Consider the following 14,482-nt stretch of genomic DNA (forward strand, 5'->3'; position numbering starts at 1 on the left):
CCCGGCGGCACAAACTGCCAGCCGGCAGCTGAACGCAACGAGTCTGCGCGGCGACCGGTCAGAGGATATCGAGCAGTTCGACTTCGAATTCCAGGGTCGCGTTCGGGCCGATCTTCGGCGGCGCGCCCGACGGGCCGTACGCCAGCTCGGCCGGGATCCAGAACTTGAACTTGCTGCCGACCGGCATCAGCGCCAGGCCTTCCTGCCAGCCCTGGATCACGCCGTTGACCGGGAATTCGGCCGGCTGGCCGCGATCGTAGGAACTGTCGAAGGTGCTGCCGTCGAGCAGCGTGCCCTTGTAGTTGACGCTGACCTTGTCGGTCGGCTTGGGACGCTCGCCCGAGCCCTGGCGCAGCACCATGTACTGCAGGCCCGAGCCGGTCACGAACACGCCCTTGACCTTCTTGTTGCCTTCCAGGAATTCCTTGCCCTTCTTCAGGTTGGCTTCGCCGGCGACCGCGGCCTCGGCCTTCATCTTGGCCTGCAGGCGCTCGCTGAAGCCGGTCAGCACGGTGCGCGCCTCGCCCTCGGCCAGCAGCGGCTTGCCGCCGGCCAGCGAAGTGCGCAGGGCCTGCACCAGCACCGGCAGTTCGATCTCGCCTTTGATCTGCTGCAGCGAGGGGCCGACCATGTAGGTGCCGATCAGCAGGCCGACCTTGTCCTTGGCCACTTCCGGCGGCTTGGCGCCCGGCGCCTGGCCCTGCACCGGCTTGCCGTCGCGGGCGGCGATGCGCGCGCGCAGGGCCTGGTCGACGGTGCGCGCTTCGTCCTGGCCGATCAGCGGCTTGCCGCCGTCGAACACGTTCTTGACCGCGCGCTCGAACGCGGCGGTGTCGAGGTCGGGACCGACCGGCTTGAGCGAACTGGCCACGTCGAGGCCGATGGCGTAACTGACTTTTTCGCGATCGTTGGCGAGCACGGTCTTTTCCTGGGCAGAGGCGACGCCGCCGAACAGCGTCGCAGTGGTGATCAACACGGCCGCGCCGCGCACGAAAGCCTTCATCGGGGTCCTGCTCCTGGTTGCAGTCCTGGTGGTGTATCGATACGCCGCAGTCCGGCGCAAGCCCGTCATTGTCGCGGGCCGGCGCTATGGCGGCAATGTTCCAGTGTGACGTCGCGCAAGCTGCGAAGTTCCGCATCCGTCCCGGCCGCGCGCGGCCGAAACCCGACCGTGCGCGCAAATCCGCCGGCCGGGCTCAGCGCTTGGCCGCGCCCGGGCGCGGCGCCGCCAGGGCGCGCTCGATCGCCGCGACCAGCGCCGGATCGTCCGGCGCGGTCTTGCTGCCGTAGCTGGCGATCAGCCGGCCGTCGCGGCCGATCAGATACTTGTGGAAATTCCACTTCGGCGCCTCGCCGCCGGCGGCCTTGGCCAGGTCGCGATACAGCGGCGTGGCCTGCTCGCCGACCACGTGGACCTTCTCGAACATCGGGAACTTGACCCCGTAGGTCAGAGTGCAGAACGCCTGGATCTGCTTCTCGTCATCGAACTCCTGCGCCCGGAAGTCGCCCGAGGGGAAGCCGAGCACGGCGAAACCGCGCCCCTTGTACTTCGCCTGCAGGCCTTCCAGCGCTTCGAATTGCGGGGTGAAGCCGCATTTGCTGGCGGTATTGACCACCAGCAGCACCTGGCCGCCGTACTGCGCCTGCAGATTCACCGGGGTCTTGCCCGCCAACGGCCGGAAGCTGCGATCGAGCAGGCCGCTGGCGGCCGCGATCGCCGAGCCGGCGGCCAGCACGGCCAGGCACAACGCGGCGATGGCGGCCCGACGGGCCGGACGGGGGCGCGCCGCGGGGCGCAACTGCGGGGTCTGGGACATGAACAGGCTCCGTCGCGAGGGGGAAGCCCGGTCGGGACCGGGCGGCCGGCCAAGTATGACTTTAGTTGGGCCGGCGGCGATTGACGCGACGTGTTTAGGTGTTATAGTTGCATACAACACCGGCCCACTAACGAGCAGGACGTTCGAATGAACCGCAAGCTCCACAACTCCATATCGGCCCTGATGGCCGCCGGCGGCGCCCTGGTCCTGGGCCTGGTGATCGCCCTGCCCGCCCCGAGCGTGTCCGCGCCGCATCTGGCCGACGCCGTCCAGAGCCGCCCGATCGACCTCGACCTGGGCCTGATCCAGACCCGGGTCCGCTTTGACCCCGCCTATGTCGAGCGCGCCCGCGCCCGCAGCGGCGACCTGGCCCGCGTCGCCGGCCGCATCGGCGCCCGCGCCGAACAGTTGGAACGCGACGCCGACGGCGCCGCCCTGGCCGCCTTCGCCACCGGCATGGCCGGCGAAGTCGCCGACCTGGCCGCGATCGCCTCGGCCATCGATCCCCCCGCGGCCGCGGAGCCGGCCAGCGCCGAAAGCAAACGCAAGGCCGGGAAGGCCGCGCGCCGCAACCGACGGAACCTCGTCATGCCTTATTTCTCCTTCCTGCCGCGGGGCTGAACCATGACCGCAATCCAATGGAGCGACGGCGCTCCGATCTATCGCCAGCTGAAGGAGCGCGTCGTCGCGATGATGCTCGACGGCGTGCTCAAGCCCGGCGATGCCCTGCCGTCCGTGCGGCAGGTGGCCGCCGAATACCAACTCAACCCCATCACCGTCTCGCGCGCCTATCAGGAATTGGCCGACGAGGCGCTGGTCGAAAAACGCCGAGGCCTGGGCATGTACGTGACCGAAGAAGCCGCAAGGAAACTGCTCCTCAACGAGCGCGAACGCTTCCTGAAAGAAGAATGGCCGCTGGTCCTGGAGCGCATCCAGCGCCTGGGCCTGAGCACCGAGGAACTGCTCGGCGCAGGCAACGACCAGAAGGCGGGCACGCCATGACCGACGCCATCCGCATCGACCCGGGCCACATCGTCACCGCGCGCAATCTGCGCAAGCGCTACCGCAACAAGCTGGCGCTGAACGATGCCGCCTTCGACATCCCGGCCGGCCGCATCGTCGGCCTGATCGGCCCCAACGGCGCCGGCAAGACCACCGCGCTCAAGGCCATCCTCGGCCTGATCGCCTTCGACGGCGACCTGTCCGTGCTCGGCCGCGACCCGCGCACCCAGCGCGACGACCTGATGCGCGACGTGTGCTTCATCGCCGACGTCGCCGTGCTGCCGCGCTGGCTGCGGGTGCGCGAGGCGATCGACTTCGTCGCCGGCGTGCATCCGCGCTTCGACCGCGCCAAGTGCGAGCGCTTCCTGCACGGCACCCAGCTCAAGCCCAACCTGCGCGTGCGCGAAATGTCCAAGGGCATGATCGTGCAGCTGCACCTGGCGCTGGTGATGGCGATCGACGCCCGCCTGCTGGTGCTGGACGAGCCGACCCTGGGCCTGGACATCCTCTACCGCAAGCAGTTCTACCAGCGCCTGCTGGAAGACTACTTCGACGAGAACAAGACCATCCTGATCACCACCCATCAGGTCGAGGAGATCGAACACATCCTCACCGACGTGATGTTCATCCGCGACGGTAAAGTCGTGCTCGACAGCCAGATGGAAGTGCTCGGCGAGCGGTTCGTCGAGGTGCTGGTCAACCCGGACCAGGCCGTGCACGCACGCAACCTCGGCCCGATCGACGAACGCGCGCTGCCGTTCGGCAAGACCGTGATGCTGTTCGACGGCATCCCGGCCGCGCAGCTGGACGGGCTGGGCGAAACCCGCACCCCGGGCCTGGCCGATCTGTTCGTCGCCACCATGAAGGGAACCTACGCATGAACGCCGCAGACGACATCCTCGCCCCCTCGCCCGCCGCGCCGCGCGCGGTCGCCGCGACGCCTCGCCTGCAGACCTTCAAGATGCTGCTCAAGCGCGAGTATTGGGAACACCGCGGCGGCTTCCTGTGGGCGCCGTCGATCGTCGGCGCCATCGCGATCGTGTTCACCCTGCTCGGCGTGGTCGCCAGCACCGTGATGCTGCGCAACGCCGTCAGCAAAGGCGAAGTCGATCTGGAGAACGTCAAGATCGGCGTAGGCGCCGGCTCCGAGGCCGGCTTCGCCGGCGACGTGGCCCTGCTCGGCGGCATCGGCATGGTCAGCATCGTGCTGGTGTTCGTGGTGTTCTTCTACGCACTGGGCTCGATCTACGACGAGCGCAAGGACCGCAGCATCCTGTTCTGGAAGTCGCTGCCGGTCTCCGACACCCAGACGGTGCTGTCCAAGTTGGCCTGGGCCCTGGTGCTGGCGCCGTTGCTGACGATGGCGATCGGGCTGGTGGTCGGCGCGATGCTGTGGCTGATCTCGTGGCTGGCGATGGTGATCAACGGCGTGCCCGGCGCCAGCGCCCTGCTCACCGAAGCGCATCCGTTCCGGCTGATCTTCCAGCTGTTGTGCGCGTTGCCGGTGTACGCCCTGTGGGCCCTGCCGACCATCGGCTGGCTGATGCTGTGCTCGGCCTGGGCGCGCAGCGTGCCCTTCGTCTGGGCGGTGGTCGCGCCGCTGCTGGCCTGCATCTTCGTCAGCTGGCTCGACATCCTGCCGGGCATCGAGATCCCGCACGACAAGATCTGGTACGCCGTCGCCTTCCGCGGTCTGCTGAGCATGGTGCCGGCGAGCTGGTACCTGAGCCCGGGCATGGAGCACGTCCGCGACTCGACCATCCACGGCCCGGAAGAGCTGGCCCGCTCGATCGAACTGGGCAGCAGCCTGCACGCCCTGGGCACCGCCGACCTGTGGATCGGCGCGATCCTCGGCGCCGCCATGGTGTACGGCGCGATCCGCCTGCGCCGCTGGCGCGACGAGGGCTGAGCCCCGCGGCCCCGCCCGCCTCCGGCGCGGCGGGGCCCGATCCGGCCGACCCGGCCCCGCCCGCAACGCAACCATCGCGGCCCACGCCGCATCCATCGAACTCCCTTCCCGCCCTGGAGCCTCCGATGCGCCCCTTCGTCCCCCGCGCCCGTACCGTTCGCCTGCTCCCCGGCCTGCTCGCCCTCGCCCTGCTGCCGCTGGCGGCCCAGGCCGAACCGCGCTGCGATCATTCGCAACCGCGCGAGTTGAAGCTCGACCTCGCCGGGGTCAAGGCGGTGGTGTTCGAGAGCGGTTCCGACGATCTGCACATCGTCGGTTCGCCCGGCGCCCGCGCCGAAGTCCGCGGCAGGGCCTGCGCCTCCGACGCCGCCGATCTGGCCGGCCTGCGCCTGAGCCAACGCCGCGCCGGCGACAAGCTGATCGTGCGCGCCGAACGCGAGACCCAACTCAACCTCGCGTTCAACCGCTACGCCTACATGCAGTTGCACGCCACCGTGCCGGACAGCACCCGGGTCCAGCTCAAGACCGGTTCCGGCGACGTCGATGTCGACCGGGTCGCCGCGCTCAGCATCGACGTCGGTTCCGGCGACATCAAGGCACGCCGCGTGCGGGGCCTGACGGTGGCCGATGTCGGTTCCGGCGACGTCGACCTGGAAGACATCGGCGCGCTGCAGGTGATCTCGCTGGGCTCCGGCGACCTGCTCGCGCGCGGCATCGGCGGCGACGCCAAGCTCGGCTCGGTCGGTTCCGGCGACGTCGCCCTGGAACGCGTCGGCGGCTCCGTGACGCTGGACCGGATCGGCTCCGGCGACCTGGAAGTGCGCGACGTGCGCGGCGACCTGCGGGTCCGTTCGATCGGCAGCGGCGACGTGAAGCACGCCGGCGTGGCCGGTCGCGTCGACCTCCCCAAAGACGATTGACGCCCGCTGCGGCGTCCCCTCTCTTCAAGGCGATACCCAAGGAATCTCGGCGATGAAACTTCCGCTCGCGTCCGCGCTGTGCCTGTCCCTGCTCGTCGCCGCCGCCGGCAGCGCCTGCTCGGACCGCACGCCCGAAGTCCACGTGATCGCGCCGGTCAGCCTCTCCGGCGACCGCATCCAGGTGCGCGGCCAAGGCGGCGCCCGCGCCGAGATCGGCCCCGACGGCGCGCTCAGCATCGACGGCCGCGCGGTCGCGCTGGCGCCGGCGCAGTTTGGATGCGAGCCGGCGCTACTACGTCCAGGCCATGGGCATGACCCAGAACGGCATCGCCGTCGGCAAGGCCGGCGCGGCGCTGGCCGGCAAGGCGGTCGGCAACGTCATCAGCGGCCTGACCCAGGGCGACACCGAGTCGATCGAGCGCAAGGTCGAAGCCGACGCGAAGGAAGTCGAACGCCAGGCGCTGCGCCTGTGCGAACGGATGGCGTCGCTGCGCGCCGCCCAGGACGAGCTCGCCGGCGCCCTGCCGGCGTTCCAGCCGTTCTCGGTGGTCGACGCCGACTCGGTCGACGATTGCAAGAAGTGAACGCCAGGCACGGGCGCCGACGGCGCCCGTGCCGGCCGGCCCGGCTCAGTCCTCGTAATCGCGGCCGGCGGAATCGCGGGTGTTCTTCTGCACCGCGATCGCGCCGAACAGGCTCAAGGCGAACGCCATGCCGTAGAAGCCTTTCTCGCTGAGCATCAGCTGCGCGTTCCACAGGCCGACGAACAACAGCAGCAAGGCGCCGACCATCGAAAACCAGGCCAGGCCGTAATACAGGCCGGTGACCGGAATGCCTTCCATCCTGTCGCGCACGCTCTTTTGCACCGAGACTGCGGCGAACAGGCCGTACAGCAACAGGGTCAGGTAATAGCCTTTCTCGTTGAGCAGCATGTCGGCGTTCCACAAGCCGATCAGGAAGGCCGTCGCACCGAGCAGCAGCGCGCCCCAGGAGGCGCCGACGAAGGCGGCGGAGGGCTTGCGGGAAATGACGCGATTCATTCGGGATCCTTGTCGTAGTAGCGGCCATGGCCGAGCGGCCGCGCGGGCGGCGTCGCGATCGGCCTGCGTTCGGCGGCCGATGCGGGCACCGGCCGGTGTCGTACGGGCGCTCCCAGCCCGCGCGCGCACTATGCCGCGCGCCGGGACGCCTGTCATCCAACCCGCCGCCTCAGGCCGCGCCGGCGGCCGGTACCGCGCCCAGAGCGGCGCGATCGGCGGTGACCCGGTCGCGACCGGCGCTCTTGCTCGCGTACAAGGCCGCATCGGCGCGGCGCAACAGCTGTTCGCCGCTCTCGCCCGGCCGCAGTTCGGCCACGCCCAGGCTCAGCGCGATCGGAATCAGGCGGCCCTCGATCGACAAAGGATGATCGTTCAGGGCCAGGCGCATGTGCTCGGCCACTCGCAGCGCCTCGTCCAGGCGCGCGCCGATCAGCACCGCGACCATCTCGTCGCCGCCGTAGCGCCCGCACAGATCGCCCGGGCGCAGCCGGTTGCGCGCGCGCAGGGCGACGATGCGCAAAGCTTCGTCGCCGGCGCGGTGGCCGTGCTCGTCGTTGATGCGCTTGAAGTGATCGATGTCCAGAAACAGCACCGACAGCGCCTCGCCGCTGCGCTGCGCGCGGCCGACCGCCGCGGCCAACGCCTCTTCCAGCGCGGTGCGGGCCAGCACGCCGGTCAGCGCATCGTAGGAAGCGCGGTGCTGGGCGCGGTCGCGATCGTGGCGCAACTGGCGCAGGCGCGAGGTCAGGCCGAACAGCAGGGCCAGGCCGCTGAAGGCCAGGCTGGAGGGATAGGCGAACTCCAGCCAACGGTACATCGGCCACCAGCGCTGGTAGGCGCCGACCAGGGCCACCAGGCTGACGATCAACGGGCTCCAGGCCACCAGCAGGAACACGCCTTCGCGCTGGCGCCGCCATACCGCGGCGCCGATCGCGTACAGCACCACCGCGATCGCGGCCAGCAGCACCAGGTTGCCGAAGCTGCCGCTGTAGCGCCAGGTCTTGAAGATCGTCACCGCGATCAGCCCGCCGAGCAGCACGCAGCAACCGTCCAGCAGGCGCGCTGCGGTCGGCTGCAGGTCGCGCAGCCGCAGGAACAGGCTGAAGAAACGCAGCGACGCGACCACCGCCGCGGTGTTGAGGATGATGTCCATGCGCCGGTCCAGGGCCAGCGGCCCCAGCTCCAGCCAGGCGCGCATTTCGCCGCCTTCGATCGCCATCGCCAGCATCTGCGTGGCCAGGGTCAGCCCCAGGAACACGTAGCCGCGCTCGCGCAGGCCGATCCACAGGCCGAACGCCAGCAAGGCGATCAGGCCGAGCACGGTCAGCACGAAGGTGCGCACCGCGACGTACACGATGTCGCCCCGGTAAACCTCCTGGCCGGGCAGGATCGAGACCTGCGCCGGCACCACGTCGGCCGCGATCATCCGCAGGTACAGGGCATCGCCGCGGCGCAGTCCCTGCGGCAACGGAAACACCAGAAACCGGGTCGAATGGCTGTAGTCGGCATCGCGGCCGTAGATCGCGCGCGCCAGCGGTTCGCTGTCGCCCGGCCGCCACAGTTCCACCCGTTTGCGGTGCGGCGGGGTCAGCACCAATTGCGGCGCGTTGTGCGGGGCGATGTCGCGCAGGGCGACCAGGCGCCACCAGCCCACTTCGCGGCGCGCGGTCGGCACCAGCCGGCCGTCCTCGACCTCGGCGAAACCCGACGCGGCCGCGCCGGACAGGACCTGCCACAACGCGGGTTCCTCGGCGCCGGTCCAACGCGCGACCGCCAGCTCGGTGGCCGGCGGCGGCAAAGCGGTCTGCGCCCGCAAGGGGCCGCACCACACCAGAATCAGGCACAACAGCGCGAGCCCCGCTCCGCCGATGCGCCACACCCCTCGATCCATGCCCGTAATCCGATGGTGCCCGCCGCAACCGCCGCGCCAAAGTCCGCCAACCGCGGCCGGCGACGGCGCGAACCGGCGCCGCAAGCGCCTGCGGCGGCAAAGAGTAACCCGGGAGGCGGCGATTTCGTCGCCGCCCTCACTTGCCGTCGCGACCGTCCCGCAGGATTCGTCGATCCGCAACCTGCGGCGGGGCGCGATCCGTGCGCGGCCGCCGTGGGCCCGCCGATCGGGCGGGCCGATGCCTTCGCCGCGCACGCGCCGCCGCCGCGGACCGCGGCGCGCGGCCAGGCTGCCGCGGCCTACGCCGCGGAGCCCGATGGAGCCCGTCCGCTCAGCCCGCCGTGCGGGCGTTGGCGGCCGGCGCCGCGGCGGGCGCGGCCTGCGCGCTCAGGTCGACGTGGATCTCGTCGCCGATCGGCACGCTCTGCGGGTTGCAGGCGGTGGTGCCGACAAGCAGCGACAGGACGGCGGCGTAGCGCAGCACAGCGGTGAGTTTCATGAGCGAGGCTCCTGGTTATGGCGACCGGATCGGGTCCGGGGGTCGGGGGAAAATCGTCCGCGCTGCGCATCCGGCGCCGTTCGGGCGAAAGGCATAAACCGCGAAGATAACCCGGCCATTGCGCATCGGTTACCGCTCAATAACCGATCGCCGAAGCCGTGCCACCGCGGCGGGTCCGGCGGCTCGCGCCGCCGGATCGGCGCCTCCGCCGGGGCCGGCGGCGACGCGCGACGAGTGCGGCGGTGCCGGTGCCGGAGCGGATCCGTCCGCCCCGCCCCCTGCGCCGCCGGGGTCGAGATTATCCGCCTGGGTGTTTGCGAATATCCCCCCTGGGTGCGGCGAGGATATCCAAGCCGCGCCGATGCAAAATACCACCTGAGTCGCGAAACTAAATCCCCGCACATTTTCCGGCAAACGGCGCACGGCACATTCAGCCGCCGGCGCCGCCCCCGCCGGCCTGGATTCCGCCGCGGGTCAGCGCTGCCGGGTCGAGCAGGCGGCGCAGTTGTTTCTCGCTCAGCCCGCTGTCCTCCAGCGCCACCTCCAGCACCGGCCGGCCTTCCTTATAGGCGCGCTTGGCGATCGCCGCGGCCTTTTCGTAGCCGATGATCGGATTGAGCGCGGTGACCAGGATCGGATTGCGGTCCAGCGCTTCGCGCACCCGGTCGCCGCGCACCTTGAGCCCGGCGACCGCGTTGTCGGCGAGCAGGCGCATCGCGTTGCCGAGCAGGCGGATCGAATCGAGCAGGTCGTAGGCGATCAGCGGCAGCATCACGTTGAGCTGGAAGTTGCCGCTCTGCCCGGCCACGGTGATCGCGGCGTGGTGGCCCATGACCTGGGCGCAGACCATCGCCAGGGCTTCGGGAATCACCGGGTTGACCTTGCCCGGCATGATCGAGCTGCCCGGTTGCAGCGCCGGCAATTCGATCTCGCCCAGGCCGGCCAGCGGGCCGGAATTCATCCAGCGCAGATCGTTGGCGATCTTGCTCAAGGCCACCGCCAGCGCGCTGAGCTGGCCGGACAGTTCGACCGCGTCGTCCTGCGAGGCCAATCCCTCGAACTTGTCGGCGGCCGACTCGAACCGGGCGCCGGTCGCCGCCGACAAGGCCTTGGCCACGGCCTTGCCGAAGCGCGGATCGGCGTTGATGCCGGTGCCGATCGCGGTGCCGCCGATCGGCAGCCGGCGCAGGCGTTTGAGGCTGTCCTCGATGCGCTGTTGCGCCGAATCCAGCTGCGCCGCCCAGGCGCCGAACTCCTGGCCGAAGGTCAGCGGCATCGCGTCCATCAGATGCGTGCGGCCGGTCTTGACCACCTTGGCCAGTTCCCGCGCACGCCCCTGGATGGTCTTGCGCAGATGCGCCAACGCCGGCAACAGAAATTCGACGATCGCCAACTGCGCCGACACCCGGATCGCGGTCGGAATCACGTCGTTGGAACTCTGGCCCAGGTTGACGTGATCGTTGGGGTGGATGGCGTGGCGGCCGTCGCGCGAGGCCAGGGTGGCGATGACCTCGTTGGCGTTCATGTTGCTCGAAGTGCCCGAGCCGGTCTGGAACACGTCGATCGGGAAATGCGCGTCGTGCTCGCCGGCGGCGACTTCGGCGGCGGCGGCGCGGATCGCCGCGGCCTGGGCCTTGCCGAGCAGGCCGAAACCGCCGTTGACCTCGGCCGCGGCGCCCTTGACCAGGGCCAGGGCGCGGATGAATTCGCGCGGCATCGGCACCCCGGAGATCGGGAAGTTCTGCACCGCGCGCTGGGTCTGCGCGCCCCACAGGGCCTGCGCGGGAACGCTGAGTTCGCCCATGCTGTCGTGTTCGGTGCGGAAACCGGCGCCGGCCTGCTGCTTGGCGTCGGGCCGTTTGCCGCCGCCGGCCTTCTTGCCGCCGGTCCGATCGTTGCCGGAGGCCTTGTCGCCGCCGCGCTTGCCGGCCGCGCCCGCGGCCGAAATCTTGCGTTTGCTCGCCATTGCCAACTCCATTGAGTCGTGGGGGAGACGCGCCGCCTGCGCCGCGCGTCGTGTCGATCGGATCGCATCGACCCACTTTCAAGACCGGCCGCGAGGGGGCCGCCGTGAACCGGGTCGTCGTGCTGGCATCGGATTCCGCTGGCGGGCGCCATCATCGCCGCGGCACCGGCAGGCGTCGAGTGCGGGCGGCGTTGACGCCCGACTCGGTCAGGTCGCCGGCGAGCCGGCCGAGCGCGCACCGGGGTTCCGCGCGGCCGCGGGCGGCGCGGCCCGCGCAGGGGGTAGAATGGCGGACTGTTTCCTCCCCGCCGCGTGCCATGTCCGCCGATCCCAAGACCACCCTGCTCGCCCTGTCCCCGCTCGATGGCCGTTACGCCGGCAAGGTCGACGCGTTGCGGCCGATCTTCTCCGAATTCGGCCTGATCAAGGCCCGCGTCAAGGTCGAGGTGGAGTGGCTGCTGGCGCTGGCCAACGAGCCCGGCATCGTCGAGCTGGCGCCCTTCTCCGACGCCGCGAGCGCACGCCTGCGCAAGCTCGCCGACGAGCTCTCGGTCGAGGACGCGGCGCGGGTCAAGGAGATCGAACGCACCACCAACCACGACGTCAAGGCGGTCGAGTACCTGATCAAGGAGCGGCTCAAGGACGACGCCGAGCTGGGCCCGGCGCTGGAGTTCGTCCATTTCGCCTGCACCAGCGAGGACATCAACAACCTCAGCTACGCGTTGATGCTCAACGAGGCCCGCCAGCACGTGCTGCTGCCGCGCCTGGACGAGCTGATCCAGAAGCTGCGCGCGATGGCCCACGACTACGCCGCACTGCCGATGCTCTCGCGCACTCACGGCCAGACCGCCTCGCCGAGCACGGTCGGCAAGGAAATCGCCAACGTCGTCGCGCGCCTACAGCGCCAGGGCGAAACCCTGGCCGGGGCGCAGATGCCGGGCAAGATCAACGGCGCGGTCGGCAACTACAACGCCCACGTCTCGGCCTATCCGGACATCGACTGGCCGGCCTTCGCCCAACGCTTCGTCGCCTCGCTGGGCCTGGACTGGCAGCCCTACACCACCCAGATCGAGCCGCACGACGGCATCGCCGAGGTCTGCGACGCCCAGCGCCGCATCGATACCATCTGCATCGACCTGTGCCGCGACGTGTGGGGCTACATCTCGCTGGGCTACTTCAAGCAGGCGGTCAAGGCCGGCGAAGTCGGCAGCTCGACCATGCCGCACAAGGTCAACCCGATCGACTTCGAGAACGCCGAAGGCAATTTCGGCATCGCCAACGCGCTGTTCGAGCATTTCGCCGCCAAGCTGCCGATCAGCCGCTGGCAGCGCGACCTGACCGACTCGACCGTGCTGCGCGCGCTCGGCACCGCCTTCGGCCACGCCCTGATCGGCCTGGACGCGCTGCTGCGCGGCCTGGGCAAGCTCAGCGCCAACCCCGAGCGGCTGGCCGCCGACCTCGACGCGTCCTGGGAGGTGCTGGCCGAGGCCGTGCAGACGGTGATGCGCCGCTACGGCCTGCCCAACCCTTACGAGCAACTCAAGGCGCTGACCCGCGGCCAGGGCATCAACGAAGCGTCGATGCGCGAATTCATCGCTTCGCTGGAGCTGCCGGCCGAGGCCAAGCAGCGCCTGCTGGCGATGACGCCGGGCAGTTACACCGGCCTGGCCGAGCGATTGGCGCGCGAGATCTGAGCGCAGCCGCCGCTGGCGGCCGCCCCTGGGTAGGAGCGGCGCGAGCCGCGACCGCGGGTTGCGGGCAGCCGCGCGGCAAACATGGAGCGGCGCGGTCGCGACTTGCGTCGCTCCTGCAAAAGAACAAACTCGGCGGTTTCGCTGCGCGGCGCGATCGAACATAGTGGGCGGCCCCAAGCTGCCGTTCGAGATGTGCCGATGCGACTGCGTGCCGGTTTGTCCGCCGCCTCCCTGCTGTGCCTGTTGACCGCCTGCGTCGCGCACGCGCCGGCCAAGCCCGACCGCGCCGCCGGCACCGAGTTCGCGCCCTGCGCGGCCGACCCGGACTGGAACCAGCCGACCCAACCGCGGCGCATCCACGGCAACACCTGGTATGTCGGCACCTGCGGCCTCAGTGCGGTGCTGATCACCTCCGACCAGGGCCATGTGCTGATCGACGGCGGCAGCGAGCGCGCCGGCCCGTTGATCGAGGCCAGCCTGCGCGCGCTCGGCGTCGATCCGCGCCAGGTCCGCTATCTGCTCAATTCGCACGAACACAACGACCACGCCGGCGGGCTGGCGCACCTGCAGCGCGTCACCGGCGCGACCGTGGTCGCGCGCGCGCCCGCGGTCGCCGCGCTGGAGCGCGGCAAGGGCGACCGCGGCGATCCGCAGTTCCTCAGCGTGTCGCCGTTCGCGCCGGTGCGTGCGGTGCAGACCATCGGCGACGGCGAGACCCTGCGCCTGGGTCCGATCGCGCTGACCGCACACGCCACGCCCGGGCACACGCCCGGCGGCACCAGCTGGAGCTGGCGCGCCTGCGACGAGGCCGGCGATTGCCGGGCGATCGCTTACGCCGACAGCCTCACGCCGTTGACCGACGCGGTCTACCGCTACAGCGACGAGTCCGCGCACCCCGGCGTGGTGACCGCGTTCCGGCGCAGCATCCGCACCGTCGCCGAGCTGCCCTGCGACATCCTGGTCACGCCGCATCCCAACGCCAGCAATCTGCTCGCCCGCCTGGACGCACCGTCCCCGGCGCCGCAAGGCACCAGCAACGACTGCCGGGCCTATGCCGCGTCCGGCAACGGCAAGCTCGAAGAGCAACTGGCCAAGGAAGCCGCATCGGCACCGTGAACCGATGGCTCGCGTCGCGTCCAACGGCGGCGCGGCGCATCGCCACGCCGCCTTAGCGCCGCGCTGCGCACACTGCGGGCCTCTCGCCTGCGGAGACGCCTGATGCGTCAGCTGATCAATATCGATGTGCCCGAGCTGGACGCCGCACTGGCGTTCTACACCCGCGCCTTCGGCCTGCACGTCGGCCGCCGCCTCGGCGCGGACGTGGTCGAACTGCTCGGCGGCAACGCACCGGTGTATCTGCTGCGCAAGCCGGAGGGCTCGCCGGCGGCCGGCGAGGAAACCCGCCGCTACGCCCGCCACTGGTCGCCGGTCCACCTCGACGTGGCGGTCGACGACCTCGACGCCGCCCTGGCCAGCGCGCTGGCCGCCGGTGCGCGCCAGGAGGGCGCGATACGCGCCGCGAACTGGGGCCGGATCGTGACGATCGCCGATCCCTTCGGCCACGGCTGGTGCCTGCTGCAGTTCCTCGGCCGCGGCTACGACGAAATCGCCGGTCCGGCCGCCGGATCGCCCGCCGGATCGCCTGCTGGATCGGCCGCCTAGGGTCGACCCCAGCTCGGGTCGCTCCGGATGGCGGACCGGCGCAGGCTGTGGCGAGATTCGGGCAGCCCGTCTCATCCCGCCT

At 70.5% G+C, this 14,482-nt stretch carries 15 protein-coding genes; 9 read left to right on the forward strand and 6 right to left on the reverse strand.

Going from position 1 to position 14,482, the window contains the following annotated elements:
* Positions 1–58: 58 nt before the first annotated feature.
* Entirely contained in the window at positions 59–1,003 is a 945-nt protein-coding gene (locus V2J18_RS12170) for an FKBP-type peptidyl-prolyl cis-trans isomerase (protein WP_064748309.1), read from the reverse strand.
* Between the two features lie 193 nt (positions 1,004–1,196).
* Positions 1,197–1,817, reverse strand: coding sequence for a glutathione peroxidase (locus tag V2J18_RS12175; RefSeq protein ID WP_064748310.1), 621 nt, complete (start codon positions 1,815–1,817; stop codon positions 1,197–1,199).
* Positions 1,818–1,964: 147 nt separating this feature from the next.
* Between V2J18_RS12175 and V2J18_RS12180 the strand changes: the two genes are divergently transcribed.
* The 6 genes from V2J18_RS12180 (at position 1,965) to V2J18_RS12205 (ending at position 6,232) form a co-directional block, all read left to right on the forward strand.
* Entirely contained in the window at positions 1,965–2,438 is a 474-nt protein-coding gene (locus V2J18_RS12180) for a hypothetical protein (protein ID WP_064748311.1), read from the forward strand.
* A 3-nt stretch (positions 2,439–2,441) separates the two neighbouring features.
* Positions 2,442–2,819 carry a GntR family transcriptional regulator gene (locus V2J18_RS12185; protein ID WP_064748312.1) on the forward strand — a complete coding sequence of 126 codons (378 nt, stop codon included), beginning with the start codon at positions 2,442–2,444 and terminating at the stop codon, positions 2,817–2,819.
* Entirely contained in the window at positions 2,816–3,700 is an 885-nt protein-coding gene (locus V2J18_RS12190) for an ABC transporter ATP-binding protein (protein ID WP_064748313.1), read from the forward strand. Before V2J18_RS12185 ends, V2J18_RS12190 begins: the two co-directional genes overlap by 4 nt.
* A gap of 80 nt (positions 3,701–3,780) precedes the next feature.
* A complete protein-coding gene (locus tag V2J18_RS12195) occupies positions 3,781–4,728 on the forward strand; it encodes an ABC transporter permease (protein ID WP_064748320.1) in 948 nt (315 codons plus the stop codon).
* A 125-nt stretch (positions 4,729–4,853) separates the two neighbouring features.
* On the forward strand, positions 4,854–5,648 hold the full coding sequence (locus tag V2J18_RS12200; protein ID WP_336131899.1) for a GIN domain-containing protein: 795 nt from the start codon (positions 4,854–4,856) through the stop codon (positions 5,646–5,648).
* Positions 5,649–5,959: 311 nt separating this feature from the next.
* Positions 5,960–6,232 (forward strand): DUF2884 family protein, encoded by a 273-nt coding sequence (locus V2J18_RS12205; RefSeq protein ID WP_336131900.1) that lies wholly within the window; start codon positions 5,960–5,962, stop codon positions 6,230–6,232.
* Positions 6,233–6,277: 45 nt separating this feature from the next.
* Here V2J18_RS12205 and yiaA read toward each other — a convergent pair whose 3' ends face one another.
* The 4 genes from yiaA to V2J18_RS12225 all read right to left on the reverse strand — a co-directional run bounded on the left by yiaA (position 6,278) and on the right by V2J18_RS12225 (position 11,044).
* The gene (gene yiaA, locus V2J18_RS12210) at positions 6,278–6,688 is read right to left on the reverse strand and encodes an inner membrane protein YiaA (RefSeq protein WP_064748318.1); all 411 of its coding nucleotides are present in this window, start codon (positions 6,686–6,688) and stop codon (positions 6,278–6,280) included.
* A gap of 169 nt (positions 6,689–6,857) precedes the next feature.
* On the reverse strand, positions 6,858–8,579 hold the full coding sequence (locus V2J18_RS12215; protein WP_336131901.1) for a GGDEF domain-containing protein: 1,722 nt from the start codon (positions 8,577–8,579) through the stop codon (positions 6,858–6,860).
* Positions 8,580–8,910: 331 nt separating this feature from the next.
* Entirely contained in the window at positions 8,911–9,078 is a 168-nt protein-coding gene (locus V2J18_RS12220) for a hypothetical protein (protein ID WP_336131902.1), read from the reverse strand.
* Between the two features lie 430 nt (positions 9,079–9,508).
* Positions 9,509–11,044: a class II fumarate hydratase gene (locus V2J18_RS12225; RefSeq protein ID WP_336131903.1), complete on the reverse strand. Its 1,536-nt coding sequence runs from the start codon at positions 11,042–11,044 to the stop codon at positions 9,509–9,511.
* 317 nt (positions 11,045–11,361) lie between these two features.
* On the opposite strand from V2J18_RS12225, the gene purB reads away from it, so the two are divergent.
* From purB to V2J18_RS12240, 3 genes are all read left to right on the forward strand, one after another.
* Complete coding sequence (purB, locus tag V2J18_RS12230) at positions 11,362–12,738, forward strand: adenylosuccinate lyase (RefSeq protein WP_336131904.1); 1,377 nt, start codon at positions 11,362–11,364, stop codon at positions 12,736–12,738.
* Positions 12,739–12,936: 198 nt separating this feature from the next.
* Positions 12,937–13,854 (forward strand): subclass B3 metallo-beta-lactamase, encoded by a 918-nt coding sequence (gene bla / locus V2J18_RS12235; RefSeq protein ID WP_336131905.1) that lies wholly within the window; start codon positions 12,937–12,939, stop codon positions 13,852–13,854.
* A 102-nt stretch (positions 13,855–13,956) separates the two neighbouring features.
* Entirely contained in the window at positions 13,957–14,400 is a 444-nt protein-coding gene (locus V2J18_RS12240) for a VOC family protein (RefSeq protein WP_336131906.1), read from the forward strand.
* Positions 14,401–14,482 lie beyond the last annotated feature (82 nt).

It is taken from the genome of Lysobacter firmicutimachus, assembly GCF_037027445.1.
GTDB classification, from domain to species: domain Bacteria; phylum Pseudomonadota; class Gammaproteobacteria; order Xanthomonadales; family Xanthomonadaceae; genus Lysobacter; species Lysobacter firmicutimachus.

Coding starts and splice junctions, on each gene's coding strand:
- V2J18_RS12170 (WP_064748309.1), bottom strand. CDS start 1,003: ATGAAGGCTTTCGTGCGCGGCGCGGCCGTGTTGATCACCACTGCGACG.
- V2J18_RS12175 (WP_064748310.1), bottom strand. CDS start 1,817: ATGTCCCAGACCCCGCAGTTGCGCCCCGCGGCGCGCCCCCGTCCGGCC.
- V2J18_RS12180 (WP_064748311.1), top strand. CDS start 1,965: ATGAACCGCAAGCTCCACAACTCCATATCGGCCCTGATGGCCGCCGGC.
- V2J18_RS12185 (WP_064748312.1), top strand. CDS start 2,442: ATGACCGCAATCCAATGGAGCGACGGCGCTCCGATCTATCGCCAGCTG.
- V2J18_RS12190 (WP_064748313.1), top strand. CDS start 2,816: ATGACCGACGCCATCCGCATCGACCCGGGCCACATCGTCACCGCGCGC.
- V2J18_RS12195 (WP_064748320.1), top strand. CDS start 3,781: ATGCTGCTCAAGCGCGAGTATTGGGAACACCGCGGCGGCTTCCTGTGG.
- V2J18_RS12200 (WP_336131899.1), top strand. CDS start 4,854: ATGCGCCCCTTCGTCCCCCGCGCCCGTACCGTTCGCCTGCTCCCCGGC.
- V2J18_RS12205 (WP_336131900.1), top strand. CDS start 5,960: ATGACCCAGAACGGCATCGCCGTCGGCAAGGCCGGCGCGGCGCTGGCC.
- yiaA (WP_064748318.1), bottom strand. CDS start 6,688: ATGAATCGCGTCATTTCCCGCAAGCCCTCCGCCGCCTTCGTCGGCGCC.
- V2J18_RS12215 (WP_336131901.1), bottom strand. CDS start 8,579: ATGGATCGAGGGGTGTGGCGCATCGGCGGAGCGGGGCTCGCGCTGTTG.
- V2J18_RS12220 (WP_336131902.1), bottom strand. CDS start 9,078: ATGAAACTCACCGCTGTGCTGCGCTACGCCGCCGTCCTGTCGCTGCTT.
- V2J18_RS12225 (WP_336131903.1), bottom strand. CDS start 11,044: ATGGCGAGCAAACGCAAGATTTCGGCCGCGGGCGCGGCCGGCAAGCGC.
- purB (WP_336131904.1), top strand. CDS start 11,362: ATGTCCGCCGATCCCAAGACCACCCTGCTCGCCCTGTCCCCGCTCGAT.
- bla (WP_336131905.1), top strand. CDS start 12,937: ATGCGACTGCGTGCCGGTTTGTCCGCCGCCTCCCTGCTGTGCCTGTTG.
- V2J18_RS12240 (WP_336131906.1), top strand. CDS start 13,957: ATGCGTCAGCTGATCAATATCGATGTGCCCGAGCTGGACGCCGCACTG.